Genomic DNA, 13,770 nt, shown 5'->3' with positions numbered 1-13,770 from the left:
GGGAGGGGAGCCGTGGCGGCGTCAGTCCTTCTCCACCCGGACCAGCTTGAGCCTGAGGGCCAGTGCCATGGCGCCCGCGCCGAGTCCGGCGACGCCCACGATCGCACCGGTCTCCGCCCAGCCCGCGTCGTCCCGTGACGGCCGGGCCGTCGTGACCGACGCGGGCACGGCCTCGGGGCCCTGCCGCGGGCGCGCGGAAGCGGGCACCAGCGATCCCACCGGGTCGACGCGGCCGTCCGCCTCGAAGCCCCAGTCGAGCAGGGCGCGGGCCTCCTCGTACACGGCGTGGCCGCCGCCCTCCTGCGGATTCATCACGGTCACCACCAGGGTCCGTCCGTCGCGGCGGGCGGCCGCGATGAGCGTGTTGCCGGCGTTGCTGGTGTAGCCGTTCTTGATGCCGATCAGCCCCGGGTACGGCTCCACACCGTCCGCCCCGGTGAGCAGCCGGTTGGTGTTCATGATCCCGTACGAGTCCCCGTCGCGGCCGGGGAACATCGCGTCGACCTTCGCGCAGTACCGGGCGAAGTCCGGGTTCCTGAGGCCCGCCCGGCCGAAGACCGCGAGGTCGTACGCCGACGACACCTGTCCCGGCGCGTCGTAGCCGTCGGGCGAGCGCACGTGGGTGTCGCGGGCGCCGAGGGCGCGGGCCTCGGCCTGCATCCGGGCGGCCGTGGCGCGCCAGCCGCCGGTGAGCGAGGCGAGGACGTGGACCGCGTCGTTGCCGGAGTTCAGGAAGACGCCGTTCCACAGGTCGGAGACCCGGTACGTATGCCCTTCGACGACACCCACCAGGCTGCTGCCGGGCCCGATGCCGGACAGTTCGTCCGCGCTCACCTCGTGGCGGATGCCGCCCGGCAGGACCGGCAGCACCGTGAGCGCGAACAGGGTCTTGAGGGTGCTGGCCGGCGGCAGCTTGCGATGCGCGTCGTGCGCGGCCAGCACGTCGCCGGTGCCGGCGTCGGCCACCACCCAGGACAGCGCGGAGACATCGGGGACCTCGGGCGCACCCCGAAGGGGCCGGACCTGGGTACCGGAGCGGTACAGGAGCCCCTGCCCGGGCGCCGCCGCCTGTGACCCGCCGGGCGGACCGGGGTCCGGCCGTTGTGCGCGGGCGGCCGCGGCCGCGGGCATGAGCGTCAGCAGCCCGGCCGCGCAGAGCACACAGGTGGAGCGAACCGCCCGGGATGAGAATCCGATAGTCATACCGCAAACGTAGGAACGGACCTCCGGACCGCCACGCTGCCCGGGCCGGGCCGCGCCCGCAAGCACCCGGATGCCGTAGCGGGAACGACGGCGGACGTCAGCCGGCGGGCAGCGTCGGCTGGACGGCGCGCAGGAACGTCGCGTTGTCCGGGGTGCGGCGCATCCGCTCCAGCAGCGTCTCCAGACCGGACTGCCCGTCCCGGGTCTGCAGCGCCCGCCGCAGCCCGGTCACGGCGGCCGACTCCGCGGGGGACAGCAGCAGTTCCTCACGGCGGGTGCCGGAACCGGTCAGTTCCACGGCGGGGAAGACGCGCCGGGCGGCGAGCTCACGGCTGAGCCGCAGCTCCATGTTGCCGGTGCTCTTGAGTTCCTCGAAGTAGAAGTCGTCGGCGCGCGAGCCGGTCTCCACCAGGGCGGTGGCGAGGATGGTGAGGGAGCCGCCCTCCTCGGCCTGCCGGGCGGCGCCGAAGAATCGCTTGGGTCCGAGCAGCGCCCCGGCGTCGACCCCGCCGCTGAGGGTGCGGCCGCCGGAGGAGGCGGCGTTGTTGTGCGCCCTGCACAGCCGGGTGAGGGAGTCCAGGAGGATGACGACGTCCTCGCCGGCCTCGACCAGCCGCTTGGCCCGCTCGATCACCAGCTCGGCGAGCGCGATGTGCTGCTTGGCGCTGTGGTCGAAGGTCGAGGCGTACACCTCGCCCCGCACGGCCCGGCGCATGTCGGTGACTTCTTCGGGGCGCTCGTCGAGCAGCACCACCATGAGGCGGGAGCCGGGGTGGTTGCCGGCTACCGCGGCGGCGATCTGCTGGAGGAGGACGGTCTTGCCGGTCTTCGGCGGGGCCACGATCAGGCCGCGCTGCCCCTTGCCCACCGGGGCGAGCAGGTCGACGAGGCGTCCGGTCGCTCCGGCCGCCGGGTGTTCGAGCCGCAGCCGGGTGTGCGGGTGCAGCGGCGTCAGGTCGCCGAAGCGGCGCCGGCCGCCCTGCCGCTCGGGTGTGCGGCCGCCCACCCGGACGACGTCGGACAGGGCGCGTCGGTCGCCGCGTACGCCCTCGACCAGGTCGCCCTTGCGCAGGCCGTGGCGGCGGATCAGCGCGGGGGAGACGGAGAGGTCGGCGGGCTCGGGCTGGAGGCTCGGGCCACGCAGGTACCCCTTCCCGCCCGCGTCGATGTCGAGGACACCGCTCACGGTCTCGGCCGGGGACTGACGTACCGGGGGGTGTTCGAGTGTGGTGGTCATGGTGGTCGGTCCTTTCGAGGACGCGGGCACGGAAGATGCGGAAGGAAGGGGTGAGAGGCCGCGCGAGGGGTCGGACGACACTCCTCCGGACGGCGGGAACAGCACCTCGGACACAGCGGGTCGAGACGTCCGCTCACGAGGTTGTGCTGAGAAGCCGGCGCGCCGGTCGACTGGACGGGCGGGTCGGCGAACCGAGGGAGAAACAGGCACCGGCGCCCGGGACCGGGCGTACACAAGTGCTTCACGCACCGTACCACGGAAGCCGTGGTACGGCGGGAACGCGGGCGCCTTTTCCGGCTCCCACCCTCCTCAACGCCGTGGGTGCGACGGATGTTCCGTCTTCCGCGTGTGCCGTGCGGGGCTCAGCCCTCCGAAACCGCCCCCGCCTCCCGGGCGATCCGCTCGAACTGCGCGCCCATCGCCGCCTGCAGCGCCTGCGCGCCCGACAGCGGGCGCACCATCACCGTCAGCTCGTCGATCCGGCCGTCCTCGTCGAGGTGCAGGAGGTCGCAGCCGCCGATCTCGCGATCGCCCACCCGTGCCGTGAAGACCAGCGCGTGGTCCCGGCCGTCCGCCTCGCCGATGACGCGTTCGTAGCGGAAGTCCTCGAAGACGCGGGCGACCGCACGCAGGATCGCCGCCGTGATCGCCTTTCCGCGGTAGGGCTTGAACACGACGGGGCTGGTGAAGACCACGTCCTCGGCCAGCAGCGCTTCGACGGCGTCGAGATCGTGGGCCTCGACCGCCGCACGGAATGCCCGCATCGCAACTCCTGTAGTCAGTGGGCACCTGAAGGAATACCCAACTTTTTGAATAGGTGCGGAGCAGGCTAGCCCCTGCTTGCTAGCGTGTCGACATGTCTCTCAAGTACGCCGTGCTGGCCGCCCTGCTGGAGGGCGAGGCCTCGGGCTACGAGCTGTCCAAGGTGTTCGACGTCTCGCTCGCCAACTTCTGGCCGGCCACGCCGCAGCAGCTCTACCGCGAGCTGGAGCGCCTCGCGGGCGACGGACTCATCGAGGCCCGGACGGTGCCGCAGGAGCGCCGGCCCACCAAGCGGCTCTTCTCGCTCACGGCGGCCGGCCGCGAGCAGTTGGGCGCCTTCGCCGCCGAGCCGACCCGGCGCCCCACCGCCGTCCGCGACGAGTTCCTGATCAAGATGCAGGCCATGGACGGCGTCGACCCCGAGCGGGTCCGCACGCTGGTGGAGGAACGCCGGACCTGGGCCCTGGGCAAACTCGCCCGCTACGAACGGGTCCGCGAGCGCCTCCTGGACGGCCGCACCGAGGAGGAGCACCTGCGGGAGTCCGACCGCGTCGGGCCCTACCTCACCCTGCTCGCCGGGATCACGTTCGAGCGCGAGAACGCCCGCTGGTGCGAGCGCGTCCTCACGGTGCTGCGAGAACGGCGCGCCCCCGCGGGCCCCACCGGGCAGGCCCTAGGCTGACCCGATGTTCAGCCCCGAAGGCCCCACCCTGCGCGAACTCGTCGTCCAGGCGCTGTCGTCGGTCGAGCGCGGCTACGACCTGCTCGCGCCGAAGTTCGACCACACTCCGTACCGGACGCCGGACCGGGTGCTCGGCGCCGTGGCCTCGGCCCTGGAATCGACGGGGCCGTTCGACGCCGGGCTCGACCTGTGCTGCGGCACCGGCGCCGGCGTGGACGTGCTGTCCCGGGTGTGCCGGGCGAGCGTCACGGGCGTCGACTTCAGCGCGGGCATGCTCGCGGTCGCCCGGGAACGCGCCGTGCCCCAGGGGCCCGCGGTCTCCTGGGTGCGCGCGGACGCCCGCGCCCTGCCCTTCGGTCCCGCGTTCGACCTCGTCGTCAGCTTCGGCGCCTTCGGGCACTTCCTGCCCCGCGAACTGCCGGGGCTGTTCGGCCAGGTGTGTTCCGTGCTGCGGCCGGGCGGCTGCTTCGCCTTCCCCGTCGTCGCCCCGCCCCGGCCCGGCTCCCGCGGCTACTGGACGCTGCTCGGCTTCGACGCCGCGATGCGGGTGCGCAACGCGCTGTGGCGGCCGCCGTTCGTCATGTACTACCGGACGTTCCGGCTCGGGGACGTGGGCCGGGAACTGGCCCGCGCCGGATTCCGCACGGAGCTGCGGGCCCTGCCCGAGTTCGGGCTCCGGCCCGACGGCAGCCCGCGCGCCCGGCTGGTCGTGGCCCGGCGGCTGTCGTGAGGACGGGCGCGGACCGGGTCAGCCGGCCGCCGGAAGCGTGAACTCGTAGACCAGCGCGTCCTGTCGGGCGTCCACGAGGAGGTCCGTGATCTCCAGGGGCCGCGCGAACTGGTCGTGCACCAGCCGGACGACCCGCACGGACTCGGTGTCCGCGAGCCGGGTGATCGTGTCCCGGTGGTGCAGGGTCAGGCCCGCCCCGCGCATCCAGTCGTACGCCCGCCGCAGCTGCGCCGAGTTGGACCCGTCGGCGCGTCCGCGGTACCGGGCCAGCTCCTCGACCTCGGTGAGGGCCACGGCGGAGAACGAGGTCACGGCCGTCCGCCGGCCGCTCCCGTCCGCGGTCGCGGACGTGTACCGGTGCACCAGGGTCGGCCGGGCGGGCGCCAGCCCCAGCGCTTCGGCGTGCTCCCGCGACGGAGGCTCCCAGGCGACGGTGGTCCGGTCGCCGGTGCACGGCTCCGCCGACCGCGCGCCGACCGGGAAGGCCAGCGACGCCGGGCTCTGCGGAGCCGGTCCCGGCAGGGCGACGTGACTGCCCCGCCGGTCGGTGGCGAGCAGCCCGTCCCGGCGCAGGACCTCGAGGGCCTGCCGTACGGTCTCCCGGCTCACGTCGAAGTGCTCGGCCAGCCGGCGTTCGCCGGGCAGCCGTCCGCCCGGTGGGAAGGTCCCGTCGTGCAGCTCGCCGAGCAGTCGTTCGGCCACTCGCCGGTACAGGGGCGGGGCGTCGGCGGGGGAGTGGTCGTACGGGGTGGCGGGGGCCATGCCGCGCCCTCCTGTCGTGACGTGCGGTAGCCGCGCGGGCTCGGTGCGCCACCAGAACTACCATTGGTCTAAACCAGCAGGGAAGAGCCGCCCGTCGGTTCGGCCGAAACCTCACCCGCGCGTCGACCGTCCGTCACCGCCGCACAAGGCGCCGTACAGGGCGCCCCGGCCCCCGTCCCGGTCAGAGGCTCCCGTCCCGGTCAGTGGCGGGAACGCAGCCAGCGCAGCTTGGCGGCCTCCTGGAAGGGCCCGCCGCCTTCGTGGTCGTTGAAGTCGTACACCTCGATCGCCTTGTCGTCGTGCGCCCAGGCGTTGAACGCCGCGAAGACGGTCGACGGCGGGCAGGTCTGGTCCTCCAGGGCCGCCGAGAAGAGTGCGGGCGCCCGGCCGCGTGCCGCGAAGTGCACCCCGTCGAAGTAGGACAGGGTGCGCAGCGCGTCCTCGGTGCGGCCGCGGTGCGTCTTGAGGTACAGGCCGATCTCCCGGTACGGGTGCCGGTCGGTGAGCGTGGTCGCGCGAGGGAAGTCGCACAGGAACGGCACGTCCGGCGCGATGGCCGTCAGGTCCGGCACCAGCCCGCCGACGGCGATCGTGATGCCGCCGCCCTGGCTCCCGCCGAGGGCGACCGTGCGCGTCGCGTCGGTCAGCGGGTGCGAGCGGGCCGCCTCGACCGCGCGCACGGCGTCGGTGAAGACGCGGCGGTAGTAGTAGTGCTCCGGGGCGTCCAGGCCGCGGGTCATGAAACCCGGGTACGCGGGGGTGCCGCCGACCGGGTCCGGGGTGCCGCCACCGCCGCCCCAGGCGCTGCCCTGACCGCGGGTGTCCATCACGAAGTGCGCCCGCCCCGTGGACGCCCACAGCAGGTGCTCGTGGGGCAGCCCGCGCCCGCCGCCGTACCCGACGAACTCCACGACCAGCGGCAGCGGTTCCTCCGCCGCAGCGGGCAGCGTCAGCCAGCCCTTCACCGGGTGACCGCCGAACCCGGCGAAGGTCACGTCGTGCACCCGCATCGTGGACAGACCCGTGTCCACTGGCTCGAAGCGGACGGCCGGATCGTGCTCACGGGCCTCGGCGAGCGTCTTGCTCCAGAAGGCGTCGAAGTCCTCGGGCTCGGCCGACGCGCTGCGGTACGAGCGGAGTTCGTCGAGCGGAAGGTCGAACAGGGCCATCGAGAACCGCCTTTGCTGGGAGCCGGTGCCGGACCGTACGGATGATCACACCGTACGGGAGCGGTCGGAGGGCCCGCCAGGCCCTGATCGCGGGACCCGCCCCGTCGGCGTTCGGCCCGTCGAACCGCAGGTCAGGGAGGTGCGACCGGTCAGGCCCGGCGGTGCGTCCACCGCGGTTCGATCAGGGCCCACTCGCGGTCCCACTCGGCCAGCCGGCGCCGCATGGTCACCTTGCGTACGGCGCAGCGCGCCAGGAGCACCGCGAGCGCCGCCCCGGCCGTGGTGCAGGCGCCGATGGTGACGCTGTGCTGGAGGACCGCGGAATCGTGGATCGGCGCCGGGACGTTCCGGCCGCGGGAGTCCAGCCACACGTCCACCGCGTCACCGTGGCGGGTACCGGCCGGGACCCGGGCGGTGTCGGTCCGCTCGGTGCCCTCCGGTGTGGTCCAGCGAACGGTCGCACGGTAGGAGTGCTGGCCGCCCGCCTGCACCGACGGGAGGGTGTCCGGGGTGCTGCCCTCCACCGTCGCCCGCACGCGGTGCCGCTCGGCCCGCTGCTCCGCCGCGACCGCCCGGGCCTCCGTGTGGCTCCACCACGCGGTGGCCGCCCCCAGCGCCGGTGCCCCCACGAACAGCAGGAGGGCGACGACCACCGTCGTCCACGCCTCGAAAACGTCCGACCGGCGGCGCAGCGGATTGTGCCGCAGGCGCCGGCCACGCACCCGGGTTCGCATGTCGACCTCCGCGCCTCGTGTGCGAGTACCCGCAGGGGTCAGGTACCCCGTACGGCCGACCTCGCTCACCCCGTCGCCGTCCCGGACGCGGAGGAGTCCGGGAAAGCGGCCGGCTCAGCCGAAGCGTTCGATCCGGATGCGGTCCACCGGCTGGCCGGCCGCCACCAGCAGGCGCGAGGCGTGCTCCGCGAAGGAGTTGGAACCGCACACGTACGCCTCCCAGCCCCCGGCGGGCGGCTCGGCCAGCGGCGGCGCCAGGTGCGCGGCCGTCATCCGGCCCACGGGCGTCCCGGCCGGCGCTCTCCGGGTGAACACGGGGACCGTCTCCGGGCCCAGCTCACGGGCGTAGATCAGCTCCTCGGGGCTGCGCGCGGACACCAGCATCCGCAGCGGCACCGTCAGTCGCCGCGCCCGGTGGTGCCGGACCATCGACATCAGCGGCACCACCCCGGAGCCCGCGCCCAGCAGCAGCGCCGGCCGGTCGCCGGGCCAGGCGAAGAAGCCGCTCAGCGGGCCGCGCACCTCGATGCGGTCACCGGGCCGGGCCACCCGGTGGAACCAGCCGGACACCTCGCCGTCCTCGACGTGGTCGAGGGTCAGCTCGATGTGCCCGGAGTCGTCCGGCGCGGACGCCAGCGAGTAGTGCCGCTGGGCCGTGTACCCGTCCTCGGCGGTGAGCCGCAGCATCAGGTGCTGGCCGGGCAGGTGGCCCGCCCACCCGGGCACCGCGAGCCGGAAGGTGGACGCGTGGGGCGTCTCCCGGCGGACCTGCGCGAGGGTGGCCGTCTGCCACCTCGTGGCCACCTCGCCCGCCACCTCGATGCGTCCCGGCACGGCGAACCGCGTCGGGGGCGTGAAGGGCGCTGTCTCGTGCGTCGCCGTCTCAGTCACCGGAGTACCGCTGCTCCTCGAAGGGGTTGCCGCGCGCGTGGTAGCCGTTCCGTTCCCAGAAGCCGGGCTCGTCGTGGTCGAGGAGTTCCAGGCCGGCGATCCACTTGACGCTCTTCCAGAAGTACAGGTGCGGCACCACCAGCCGCGCCGGGCCGCCGTGCTCGGGGGCGAGCGGCCGCCCGTCGTACTCCCGGACGATCCAGGCGCGCCCGCCCGTCAGGTCCGCGAGCGGCAGGTTCGCGGTGTAACCGGTGTGCGCGTAGGCGACGGCGTGCGTGGCGGACGGCAGGGGAGCCGCCGCGTCCAGGAAGGTGTCCAGGGACACGCCCGCGAACCGCACCCCGAACTTCGACCAGCCCGTCACACAGTGGATGTCACCCGCGTACGCCGACGCCGGCAGGCGGTGGGCGTCCGCCCAGTCCCAGGTGCGCTCCTCGGCGACCAGGCCGCCGACGCGGAACGTCCAGTCGGCGGCCGCCAGCTCGGGGGTGACCTCGGCGGACAGCACGGGCCAGTCGTCGCCGGCGTCGTACTGGCCGGGCGGCAGCCCCGGCCGGGCCCCGCGCGGGCGTCCGGTGAAGCCTCGGGTGGTGTTCATGCGGTGCGGCCTTTCGGACCGGCGCGAGGGGACGTCGCGGCCGGCGTGATCAGTGCGTACCGGTCAACCGTACGTGCCCGGGGGCGGGATCTCAGTCCCGGTCCCCGTCCTCCGGAGCGGTCGGCCACGCGTTGTACCGCTCCAGATACGCGGAGAAGCGGGCCAGGTCCTCCTCGGACCAGTCCACGAGCCGCTCCCGGACGGCGGCCCGGCGGCTCTCGGTGACCTGGGCCAGGATGCGCCGCCCGGCCTCGGTCAGGTGCAGGACCTGGACGCGGTGGTCGTCCGGGTCGACGCGGCGCTCGACGAGCCCGGCGCGCTCCAGGGCGGACACCTGGCGGCTGACGGTGGACTTGTCCAGGGCGTAGTGGGCGGCCAGGTCGGTGGCCCGGCAGCCGTCCCGCTCCTCCAGGTGCCCGAGCAGGGTGTACGACACCAGGGACAGCTCCGGGTGCATGCGCCCGGCCGACGCACGGGCGCGGCGGGCGAAGGCCGTCATCTCCCGCTGGATCGTCTCCACGGCCGCGTCCGCGGTGCGGGCGCCGGGGGTGACAGTCGTCTCGTCGGGCGTCTCGGCCGTCGTCACGGGGTCTCCTCCTCCATCGCTAGTTGTATAGTACAACTTGAAAGAGAGTTGTATAAGCCAACTAGTCGGACGGTCGTCTCCGGCCGCCATTGGAGGATGTGCGCGATGAAGTCGCACGCCCTGCGCCACGTGCTGACGCACCTGATCACCCGCTGCTGATGTGCGTCGGCATGGGACTCGCGTACATGGGGGCCTTCGTCACCCCCGAGCCGAACCACCTTCCGGTCGCCGTCGTCGGCTCCGGACCCGAGGCGAAGCTCCTCGCCCAGTCGGTGAAGGACGAGGCGGGCGACGCCCTGGAGGTGCGGACCGTCGCGAGCCGCGCCGACGCCGTCGACCTGCTGAAGGCCCGCGACATCACCGGCGCCTACGTGCCCGGCGCCGAGGCGCCCGAGGTCCTGGTCGCCACCGCCGCCTCCGACATGGGCGCCATGGCCGCCGAGAAGGTCTTCACCCCGCTCGCCGAAGACCGGGGCGTCCCGCTGGAGGTGACCGACGTGGCCACCCCGGTCGACGACGACCCCACCGGACAGGGTCTGTTCTTCCTGCTGATCGCGGTCAGCATCGGCTCCTACGCCTCCGTCGCCGCCCTCGGCGCCGCCGGAGCCGCCCTGTCCATGCGGGCGCGGGCCCTGCTCACGCTCGGTGTCTCCGTCGTCGTCAGCGGCATCGGCGCCCTGCTCGCCGGGCCGGTGTTCCACCTCGCCCACCACGACCTCGCCGGTGTGTGGGGCATGGCCTGGCTGTACGCCGCGGGCATCCTGTTCATCGGCGTGGGCCTGCACACCTTCCTCAAGCGGTGGACCACGCTCGCCATGATGGTGCTGTTCGTGATGCTCAACTTCACCAGCTCCGGCGGCCTGTTCCGCCCCGAGCTGCAGAACGGCTTCTTCGGCACCCTGCACGCCTTCTGGAACGGCGCCGGGTTCGTCGAGGGCGCCCGCAGCCTGCTGTACTTCGACGGCGACGGGCTGGGCCGCAGCGTGTGGACGCTGGCCGCGTGGCTGCTGCTCGGACTGCTGGTGACGGCGGTCGCCGCCCTCCGTGAGCGCGGTGGCGCGGCGCCGGCCGCGGTCCCCGCCGGCAAGCACGCGAGGCCGGACGGCCGGGAGGCCGGAATCGGGGCGGCGGCGGAAGCGGACGAGGAGGCCGAGGAGTCCGTCGGCGTCTGATCACTGGGGTAGGGTGGCTGTCGGCCGCGGGCAGTCCCGGCCGCCGGACACCTGGGAGGTGAGACCCATTACCGCTGTGTCGGCCCTGGTGCTCTCACCTCACGGCAGTGCGGTCCCCGTCAGCGGGTGACCCCTGAGAGCGCCCTTCGGTTCTCGAAAGGCTCTCGGCTTCCATGCCTCAGCTGTTCTCCACACCCCCCTTTCCTTCCCCCTTCTCGGCCGCCTTCCCGTCGTACGACTCCGTCGTGGCCGCGCTGCGCGCCGCGGGCTGCGTCTTCGCCGAGGACGAGGCGGAGCTGATCCTGGCCGCCGCCCGCACCGCCGGGGAGCTCACCGCCCTGGTGGACCGCCGCGCCACCGGGCTGCCCCTCGAACTCGTCCTCGGCTGGGCCGGGTTCCGCGGTCTGCGCATCGCCGTCGCGCCGGGGGTCTTCGTGCCCCGCCGCCGCACCGAGTTCCTGGTGACCGAGGCCCTGGCACACGCGCCGGACGCGGCCGTCGTCGTGGACCTGTGCTGCGGCTCCGGCGCCGTCGGTGCCGCCCTGGCCGCCGCGCTCGACCGGCCCGAGGTGCACGCCGCCGACGTCGACCCGGCCGCCGTCGCCTGCGCCCGCGGCAACCTCGCCGCCTCCGGCGGCAGGGTGTACGCCGGGGACCTGTTCGACGCGCTGCCCGACGCGGTGCGCGGCCGCGTGGACATCCTCGCGGCCAACGTGCCCTACGTCCCCACCGGCGAGGTCCCCCTGCTGCCCGCCGAGGCACGGGAGCACGAGCCGCTGGTCGCCCTCGACGGCGGCGCCGACGGCCTGGAGGTGCTGCGCAGGGTCGCCGCCGGGGCACCGGACTGGCTCGCGCCCGGCGGCTGCCTGCTGGTCGAGACGAGCGAACGCCAGGCACCGGCGGCCGTCGACGCCTTCACCCGGGCGGGGCTCGCGACCCGTCTCGCGGTCTGCGAGGAGCTGTACGCCCATGTGGTGATCGGCGTCAGGGAGCCTGGCCTGGGCTAGCTAGGCGTGTCCGGCGGCGTGGCCCGGGCGATCAGCAGGGCCACGTCGTCGGAGTTCTCCGGCTCGTGCAGGGTGCGCAGGAGCAGGTCGCACACCTCTTCCAGCGGGCGGTCCGGGCCCTCCAGCAGGGCGAGGAGTGCGTCCAGCCGCTCGTCCAGCGGATGCCTGCGGGTCTCGACGAGACCGTCGGTGTAGAACACCAGCCGGTCGCCCGGCTCGAGGTCCACGGTGGTGGTCGAGAACGGGACGCCGCCCACCCCCAGGGGCACCCCGGTGGGCAGGTCGAGCAGCTCCGGCGGGCGGCCCGCCCGCAGCCGGACCGGCGGGAGGTGGCCCGCGTTGGCGATCCGGCACTGCCGCAGGTGCGGGTCGTGGACGGCGTAGACGCAGGTGGCGATGGCCTGGTCGAGGCCGGCCGTGGTCCGGTCGAGGTGTTCGAGCAGGAACGCCGGATCGAGGTCGAGGGCGGCCAGGGTGTTGGTCGCGGTGCGCAGCCGCCCCATGGACGCCGCCGCCGCGATGCCGCTGCCCATCACGTCCCCCACCACGAGCGCCGTCTTGCAGTCCTCCAGCCCGATCACGTCGAACCAGTCGCCGCCGACCTCGCTGGTGGCCTCGGCCGGCTGGTAGCGGGAGGCGACCTCCAGCCCGCCCGTCACGGGCGGATGACTGGGCAGCAGACTGCGCTGGAGGGTGAGGGCGGCGTCGCGGGCGTTCTGGTACCAGCGGGCGTTGTCGATCTGGAGCGCCGCCCGGACCGCCAGCTCACGGGCGAGCAGCAGGTCGTCCTCGCCGAACGGCAGCGGGTTGCGCGTCCGCTTCAGGTCCAGGGCGCCGAGCACCTCGCCCCGTGCGATCAGCGGCACCGCCAGGTAGGAGTGCACGCCCGCCCGGCGCAGCAGCTCCGCCGCCTCGGGGGAGCGGGCGATCCGCGGCAGGTCCTCCTCGGTCACCCGCTCCACCATCACCGGCAGCCCCGTGCGCACGCACTCGGTGACCAGGCGGTCCGGCCCGTACCGGGCGACCTGACCGGGCCGGTCGGCCGCCCGCAGCGCCTCGGGGGCGTCCTGGGCCTGCACGGCCAGCGCCCGGATCACGGCCGGCTCGGCCGGGCCGAGGGTGCTGCGCCGGCCCTTCACCACCGTCTCCAGCAGATCCACGGCCGCGACGTCCGCGAGGCCGGGCACGGCCACGTCGGCCAGTTCGTGGGCGGTGCGGTCCAGCTCCAGCGTGGTCCCGATCCGGGTCGAGGCGTCCGCCACGGCGGCCAGCCGGCGCCGTGCGGCCTCCGCCTCGACGCCCGCCTCGTACTGCTCGGTGACGTCCGCCACCGACACGGCCACCCCGAGCACGGCACCGACGGCGTCCTCCAGCCGGTACAGGGAGACCGACCAGGTGTGGTCCCGGTCCGGGTCGGCGGGGGTCCGCCCGGTCGCCGCCCGGTCGACCACCGGCCTTCCCGTCTCCAGCACCAGACGCGCCGCCTCCTCCAGCGGAGCGGCGTCCACCAGCGGCAGCACCTCGCGGACCGTCCGGCCGATGTGCTCCTCGGCCGGCACGCCGTTCATCCGCTCCAGGGACGGGTTGACCGAGACGTACCGCAGCTCCGTGTCCAGGACGGCGAGCCCGATCGGGGACTGCCGGATCACTCGCGTGGACAGCGCCACGTCCTGCTCCAGCCGGCGCACCGTCGACCGGTCGACCGCGAGCCCCAGCGCGTAGACGTCCCCCCGGTCGTCCAGCAGGCGCATGTTGCGGAACTCCACCAGCCGCGTCTCGCCGTCCTTGCGGCGGATGGGGAACGCCCCGGCCCAGCTCCGGCCGGTCTTCATGACGTCGGCGAACAGCTTCACGACCAGGTCCAGGTGGCGCTCGTGGACCATGATGCGGGCGGCGTACTGCCCCAGCGCCTCCCGCGCCGAGTAGCCGAACAGCTCCTCGGCCTGCGGGCTCCACAGCACGATCCGGCCCTCGGTGTCCAGCACCACCGAGGCCACGTTCAGCACGTCGAGCAGACCGCTCGGCCGCACCGGCCCGCGCGACACGGCGTCCCCGTCGAACCCGGCAGACCCGGCTGCACTCATCCCACGCCCCGCCTTCACCGTTCCACGCGGCACGCCCTGTCGATGCCGACTCCTTTGTTCTACCGCGTTCCACCGTGCACAGGGCCGATTCGCCGAGGCCGCTGCCGTCTCCTTCCAGCATCACCCGGCGCGGGAGCGACCGCCGCCGCACGG

13 protein-coding genes and 1 pseudogene are annotated in these 13,770 nt (G+C 74.1%); 4 read left to right on the top strand and 10 right to left on the bottom strand.

Going from position 1 to position 13,770, the window contains the following annotated elements; translation table 11 throughout:
* Positions 1–21: 21 nt before the first annotated feature.
* The 3 genes from KUM03_RS17815 to KUM03_RS17805 all read right to left on the bottom strand — a co-directional run bounded on the left by KUM03_RS17815 (position 22) and on the right by KUM03_RS17805 (position 3,204).
* Entirely contained in the window at positions 22–1,203 is a 1,182-nt protein-coding gene (locus tag KUM03_RS17815; RefSeq protein ID WP_217249974.1) for a D-alanyl-D-alanine carboxypeptidase family protein, read from the bottom strand.
* 97 nt (positions 1,204–1,300) lie between these two features.
* On the bottom strand, positions 1,301–2,440 hold the full coding sequence (gene rho, locus KUM03_RS17810) for a transcription termination factor Rho (protein WP_217249972.1): 1,140 nt from the start codon (positions 2,438–2,440) through the stop codon (positions 1,301–1,303).
* A gap of 362 nt (positions 2,441–2,802) precedes the next feature.
* Positions 2,803–3,204, bottom strand: a complete 402-nt coding sequence (locus KUM03_RS17805; protein WP_217249970.1) for a nuclear transport factor 2 family protein — start codon at positions 3,202–3,204, stop codon at positions 2,803–2,805.
* A gap of 92 nt (positions 3,205–3,296) precedes the next feature.
* Between KUM03_RS17805 and KUM03_RS17800 the strand changes: the two genes are divergently transcribed.
* Positions 3,297–3,884, top strand: a complete 588-nt coding sequence (locus KUM03_RS17800; RefSeq protein WP_217249968.1) for a PadR family transcriptional regulator — start codon at positions 3,297–3,299, stop codon at positions 3,882–3,884.
* A gap of 4 nt (positions 3,885–3,888) precedes the next feature.
* Entirely contained in the window at positions 3,889–4,614 is a 726-nt protein-coding gene (locus KUM03_RS17795; RefSeq protein ID WP_217249966.1) for a class I SAM-dependent methyltransferase, read from the top strand.
* 18 nt (positions 4,615–4,632) lie between these two features.
* Here KUM03_RS17795 and KUM03_RS17790 read toward each other — a convergent pair whose 3' ends face one another.
* The 6 genes from KUM03_RS17790 to KUM03_RS17765 all read right to left on the bottom strand — a co-directional run bounded on the left by KUM03_RS17790 (position 4,633) and on the right by KUM03_RS17765 (position 9,354).
* A complete protein-coding gene (locus tag KUM03_RS17790; RefSeq protein ID WP_217249964.1) occupies positions 4,633–5,376 on the bottom strand; it encodes a GntR family transcriptional regulator in 744 nt (247 codons plus the stop codon).
* Positions 5,377–5,576: 200 nt separating this feature from the next.
* Positions 5,577–6,545, bottom strand: a complete 969-nt coding sequence (locus tag KUM03_RS17785; RefSeq protein ID WP_217249950.1) for an acetylxylan esterase — start codon at positions 6,543–6,545, stop codon at positions 5,577–5,579.
* Positions 6,546–6,694: 149 nt separating this feature from the next.
* The gene (locus KUM03_RS17780) at positions 6,695–7,279 is read right to left on the bottom strand and encodes a hypothetical protein (RefSeq protein ID WP_217249943.1); all 585 of its coding nucleotides are present in this window, start codon (positions 7,277–7,279) and stop codon (positions 6,695–6,697) included.
* Between the two features lie 114 nt (positions 7,280–7,393).
* A complete protein-coding gene (locus KUM03_RS17775; protein ID WP_217249941.1) occupies positions 7,394–8,170 on the bottom strand; it encodes a ferredoxin reductase in 777 nt (258 codons plus the stop codon).
* Positions 8,163–8,768, bottom strand: coding sequence for a sulfite oxidase-like oxidoreductase (locus tag KUM03_RS17770; RefSeq protein ID WP_217249939.1), 606 nt, complete (start codon positions 8,766–8,768; stop codon positions 8,163–8,165). The genes KUM03_RS17775 and KUM03_RS17770 overlap by 8 nt, the downstream gene beginning before the upstream one ends.
* A 91-nt stretch (positions 8,769–8,859) precedes the next feature.
* Positions 8,860–9,354: a MarR family winged helix-turn-helix transcriptional regulator gene (locus tag KUM03_RS17765; RefSeq protein WP_217249937.1), complete on the bottom strand. Its 495-nt coding sequence runs from the start codon at positions 9,352–9,354 to the stop codon at positions 8,860–8,862.
* A gap of 105 nt (positions 9,355–9,459) precedes the next feature.
* Here KUM03_RS17765 and KUM03_RS17760 point away from each other — a divergent pair.
* Positions 9,460–10,526, top strand: a pseudogene (locus tag KUM03_RS17760) (hypothetical protein).
* 173 nt (positions 10,527–10,699) lie between these two features.
* Positions 10,700–11,533, top strand: coding sequence for a putative protein N(5)-glutamine methyltransferase (locus KUM03_RS17755; protein ID WP_217249935.1), 834 nt, complete (start codon positions 10,700–10,702; stop codon positions 11,531–11,533).
* Here KUM03_RS17755 and KUM03_RS17750 read toward each other — a convergent pair.
* Positions 11,530–13,617 (bottom strand): SpoIIE family protein phosphatase, encoded by a 2,088-nt coding sequence (locus KUM03_RS17750; RefSeq protein ID WP_217249933.1) that lies wholly within the window; start codon positions 13,615–13,617, stop codon positions 11,530–11,532. The genes KUM03_RS17755 and KUM03_RS17750 overlap by 4 nt on opposite strands.
* Positions 13,618–13,770: the final 153 nt, after the last annotated feature.

Source organism: Streptomyces sp. AC602_WCS936, assembly GCF_019049125.1.
Classification (GTDB): domain Bacteria; phylum Actinomycetota; class Actinomycetes; order Streptomycetales; family Streptomycetaceae; genus Streptomyces.
This window is presented reverse-complemented; position numbering and strand designations above follow the sequence as displayed.

Bases quoted from the DNA above. Each gene is read 5' to 3' on its own strand.
- KUM03_RS17780 (WP_217249943.1), bottom strand. From the start codon at position 7,279: ATGCGAACCCGGGTGCGTGGCCGGCGCCTGCGGCACAATCCGCTGCGC.
- KUM03_RS17815 (WP_217249974.1), bottom strand. From the start codon at position 1,203: ATGACTATCGGATTCTCATCCCGGGCGGTTCGCTCCACCTGTGTGCTC.
- KUM03_RS17800 (WP_217249968.1), top strand. From the start codon at position 3,297: ATGTCTCTCAAGTACGCCGTGCTGGCCGCCCTGCTGGAGGGCGAGGCC.
- rho (WP_217249972.1), bottom strand. From the start codon at position 2,440: ATGACCACCACACTCGAACACCCCCCGGTACGTCAGTCCCCGGCCGAG.
- KUM03_RS17750 (WP_217249933.1), bottom strand. From the start codon at position 13,617: ATGAGTGCAGCCGGGTCTGCCGGGTTCGACGGGGACGCCGTGTCGCGC.
- KUM03_RS17805 (WP_217249970.1), bottom strand. From the start codon at position 3,204: ATGCGGGCATTCCGTGCGGCGGTCGAGGCCCACGATCTCGACGCCGTC.
- KUM03_RS17755 (WP_217249935.1), top strand. From the start codon at position 10,700: ATGCCTCAGCTGTTCTCCACACCCCCCTTTCCTTCCCCCTTCTCGGCC.
- KUM03_RS17795 (WP_217249966.1), top strand. From the start codon at position 3,889: ATGTTCAGCCCCGAAGGCCCCACCCTGCGCGAACTCGTCGTCCAGGCG.
- KUM03_RS17790 (WP_217249964.1), bottom strand. From the start codon at position 5,376: ATGGCCCCCGCCACCCCGTACGACCACTCCCCCGCCGACGCCCCGCCC.
- KUM03_RS17770 (WP_217249939.1), bottom strand. From the start codon at position 8,768: ATGAACACCACCCGAGGCTTCACCGGACGCCCGCGCGGGGCCCGGCCG.
- KUM03_RS17785 (WP_217249950.1), bottom strand. From the start codon at position 6,545: ATGGCCCTGTTCGACCTTCCGCTCGACGAACTCCGCTCGTACCGCAGC.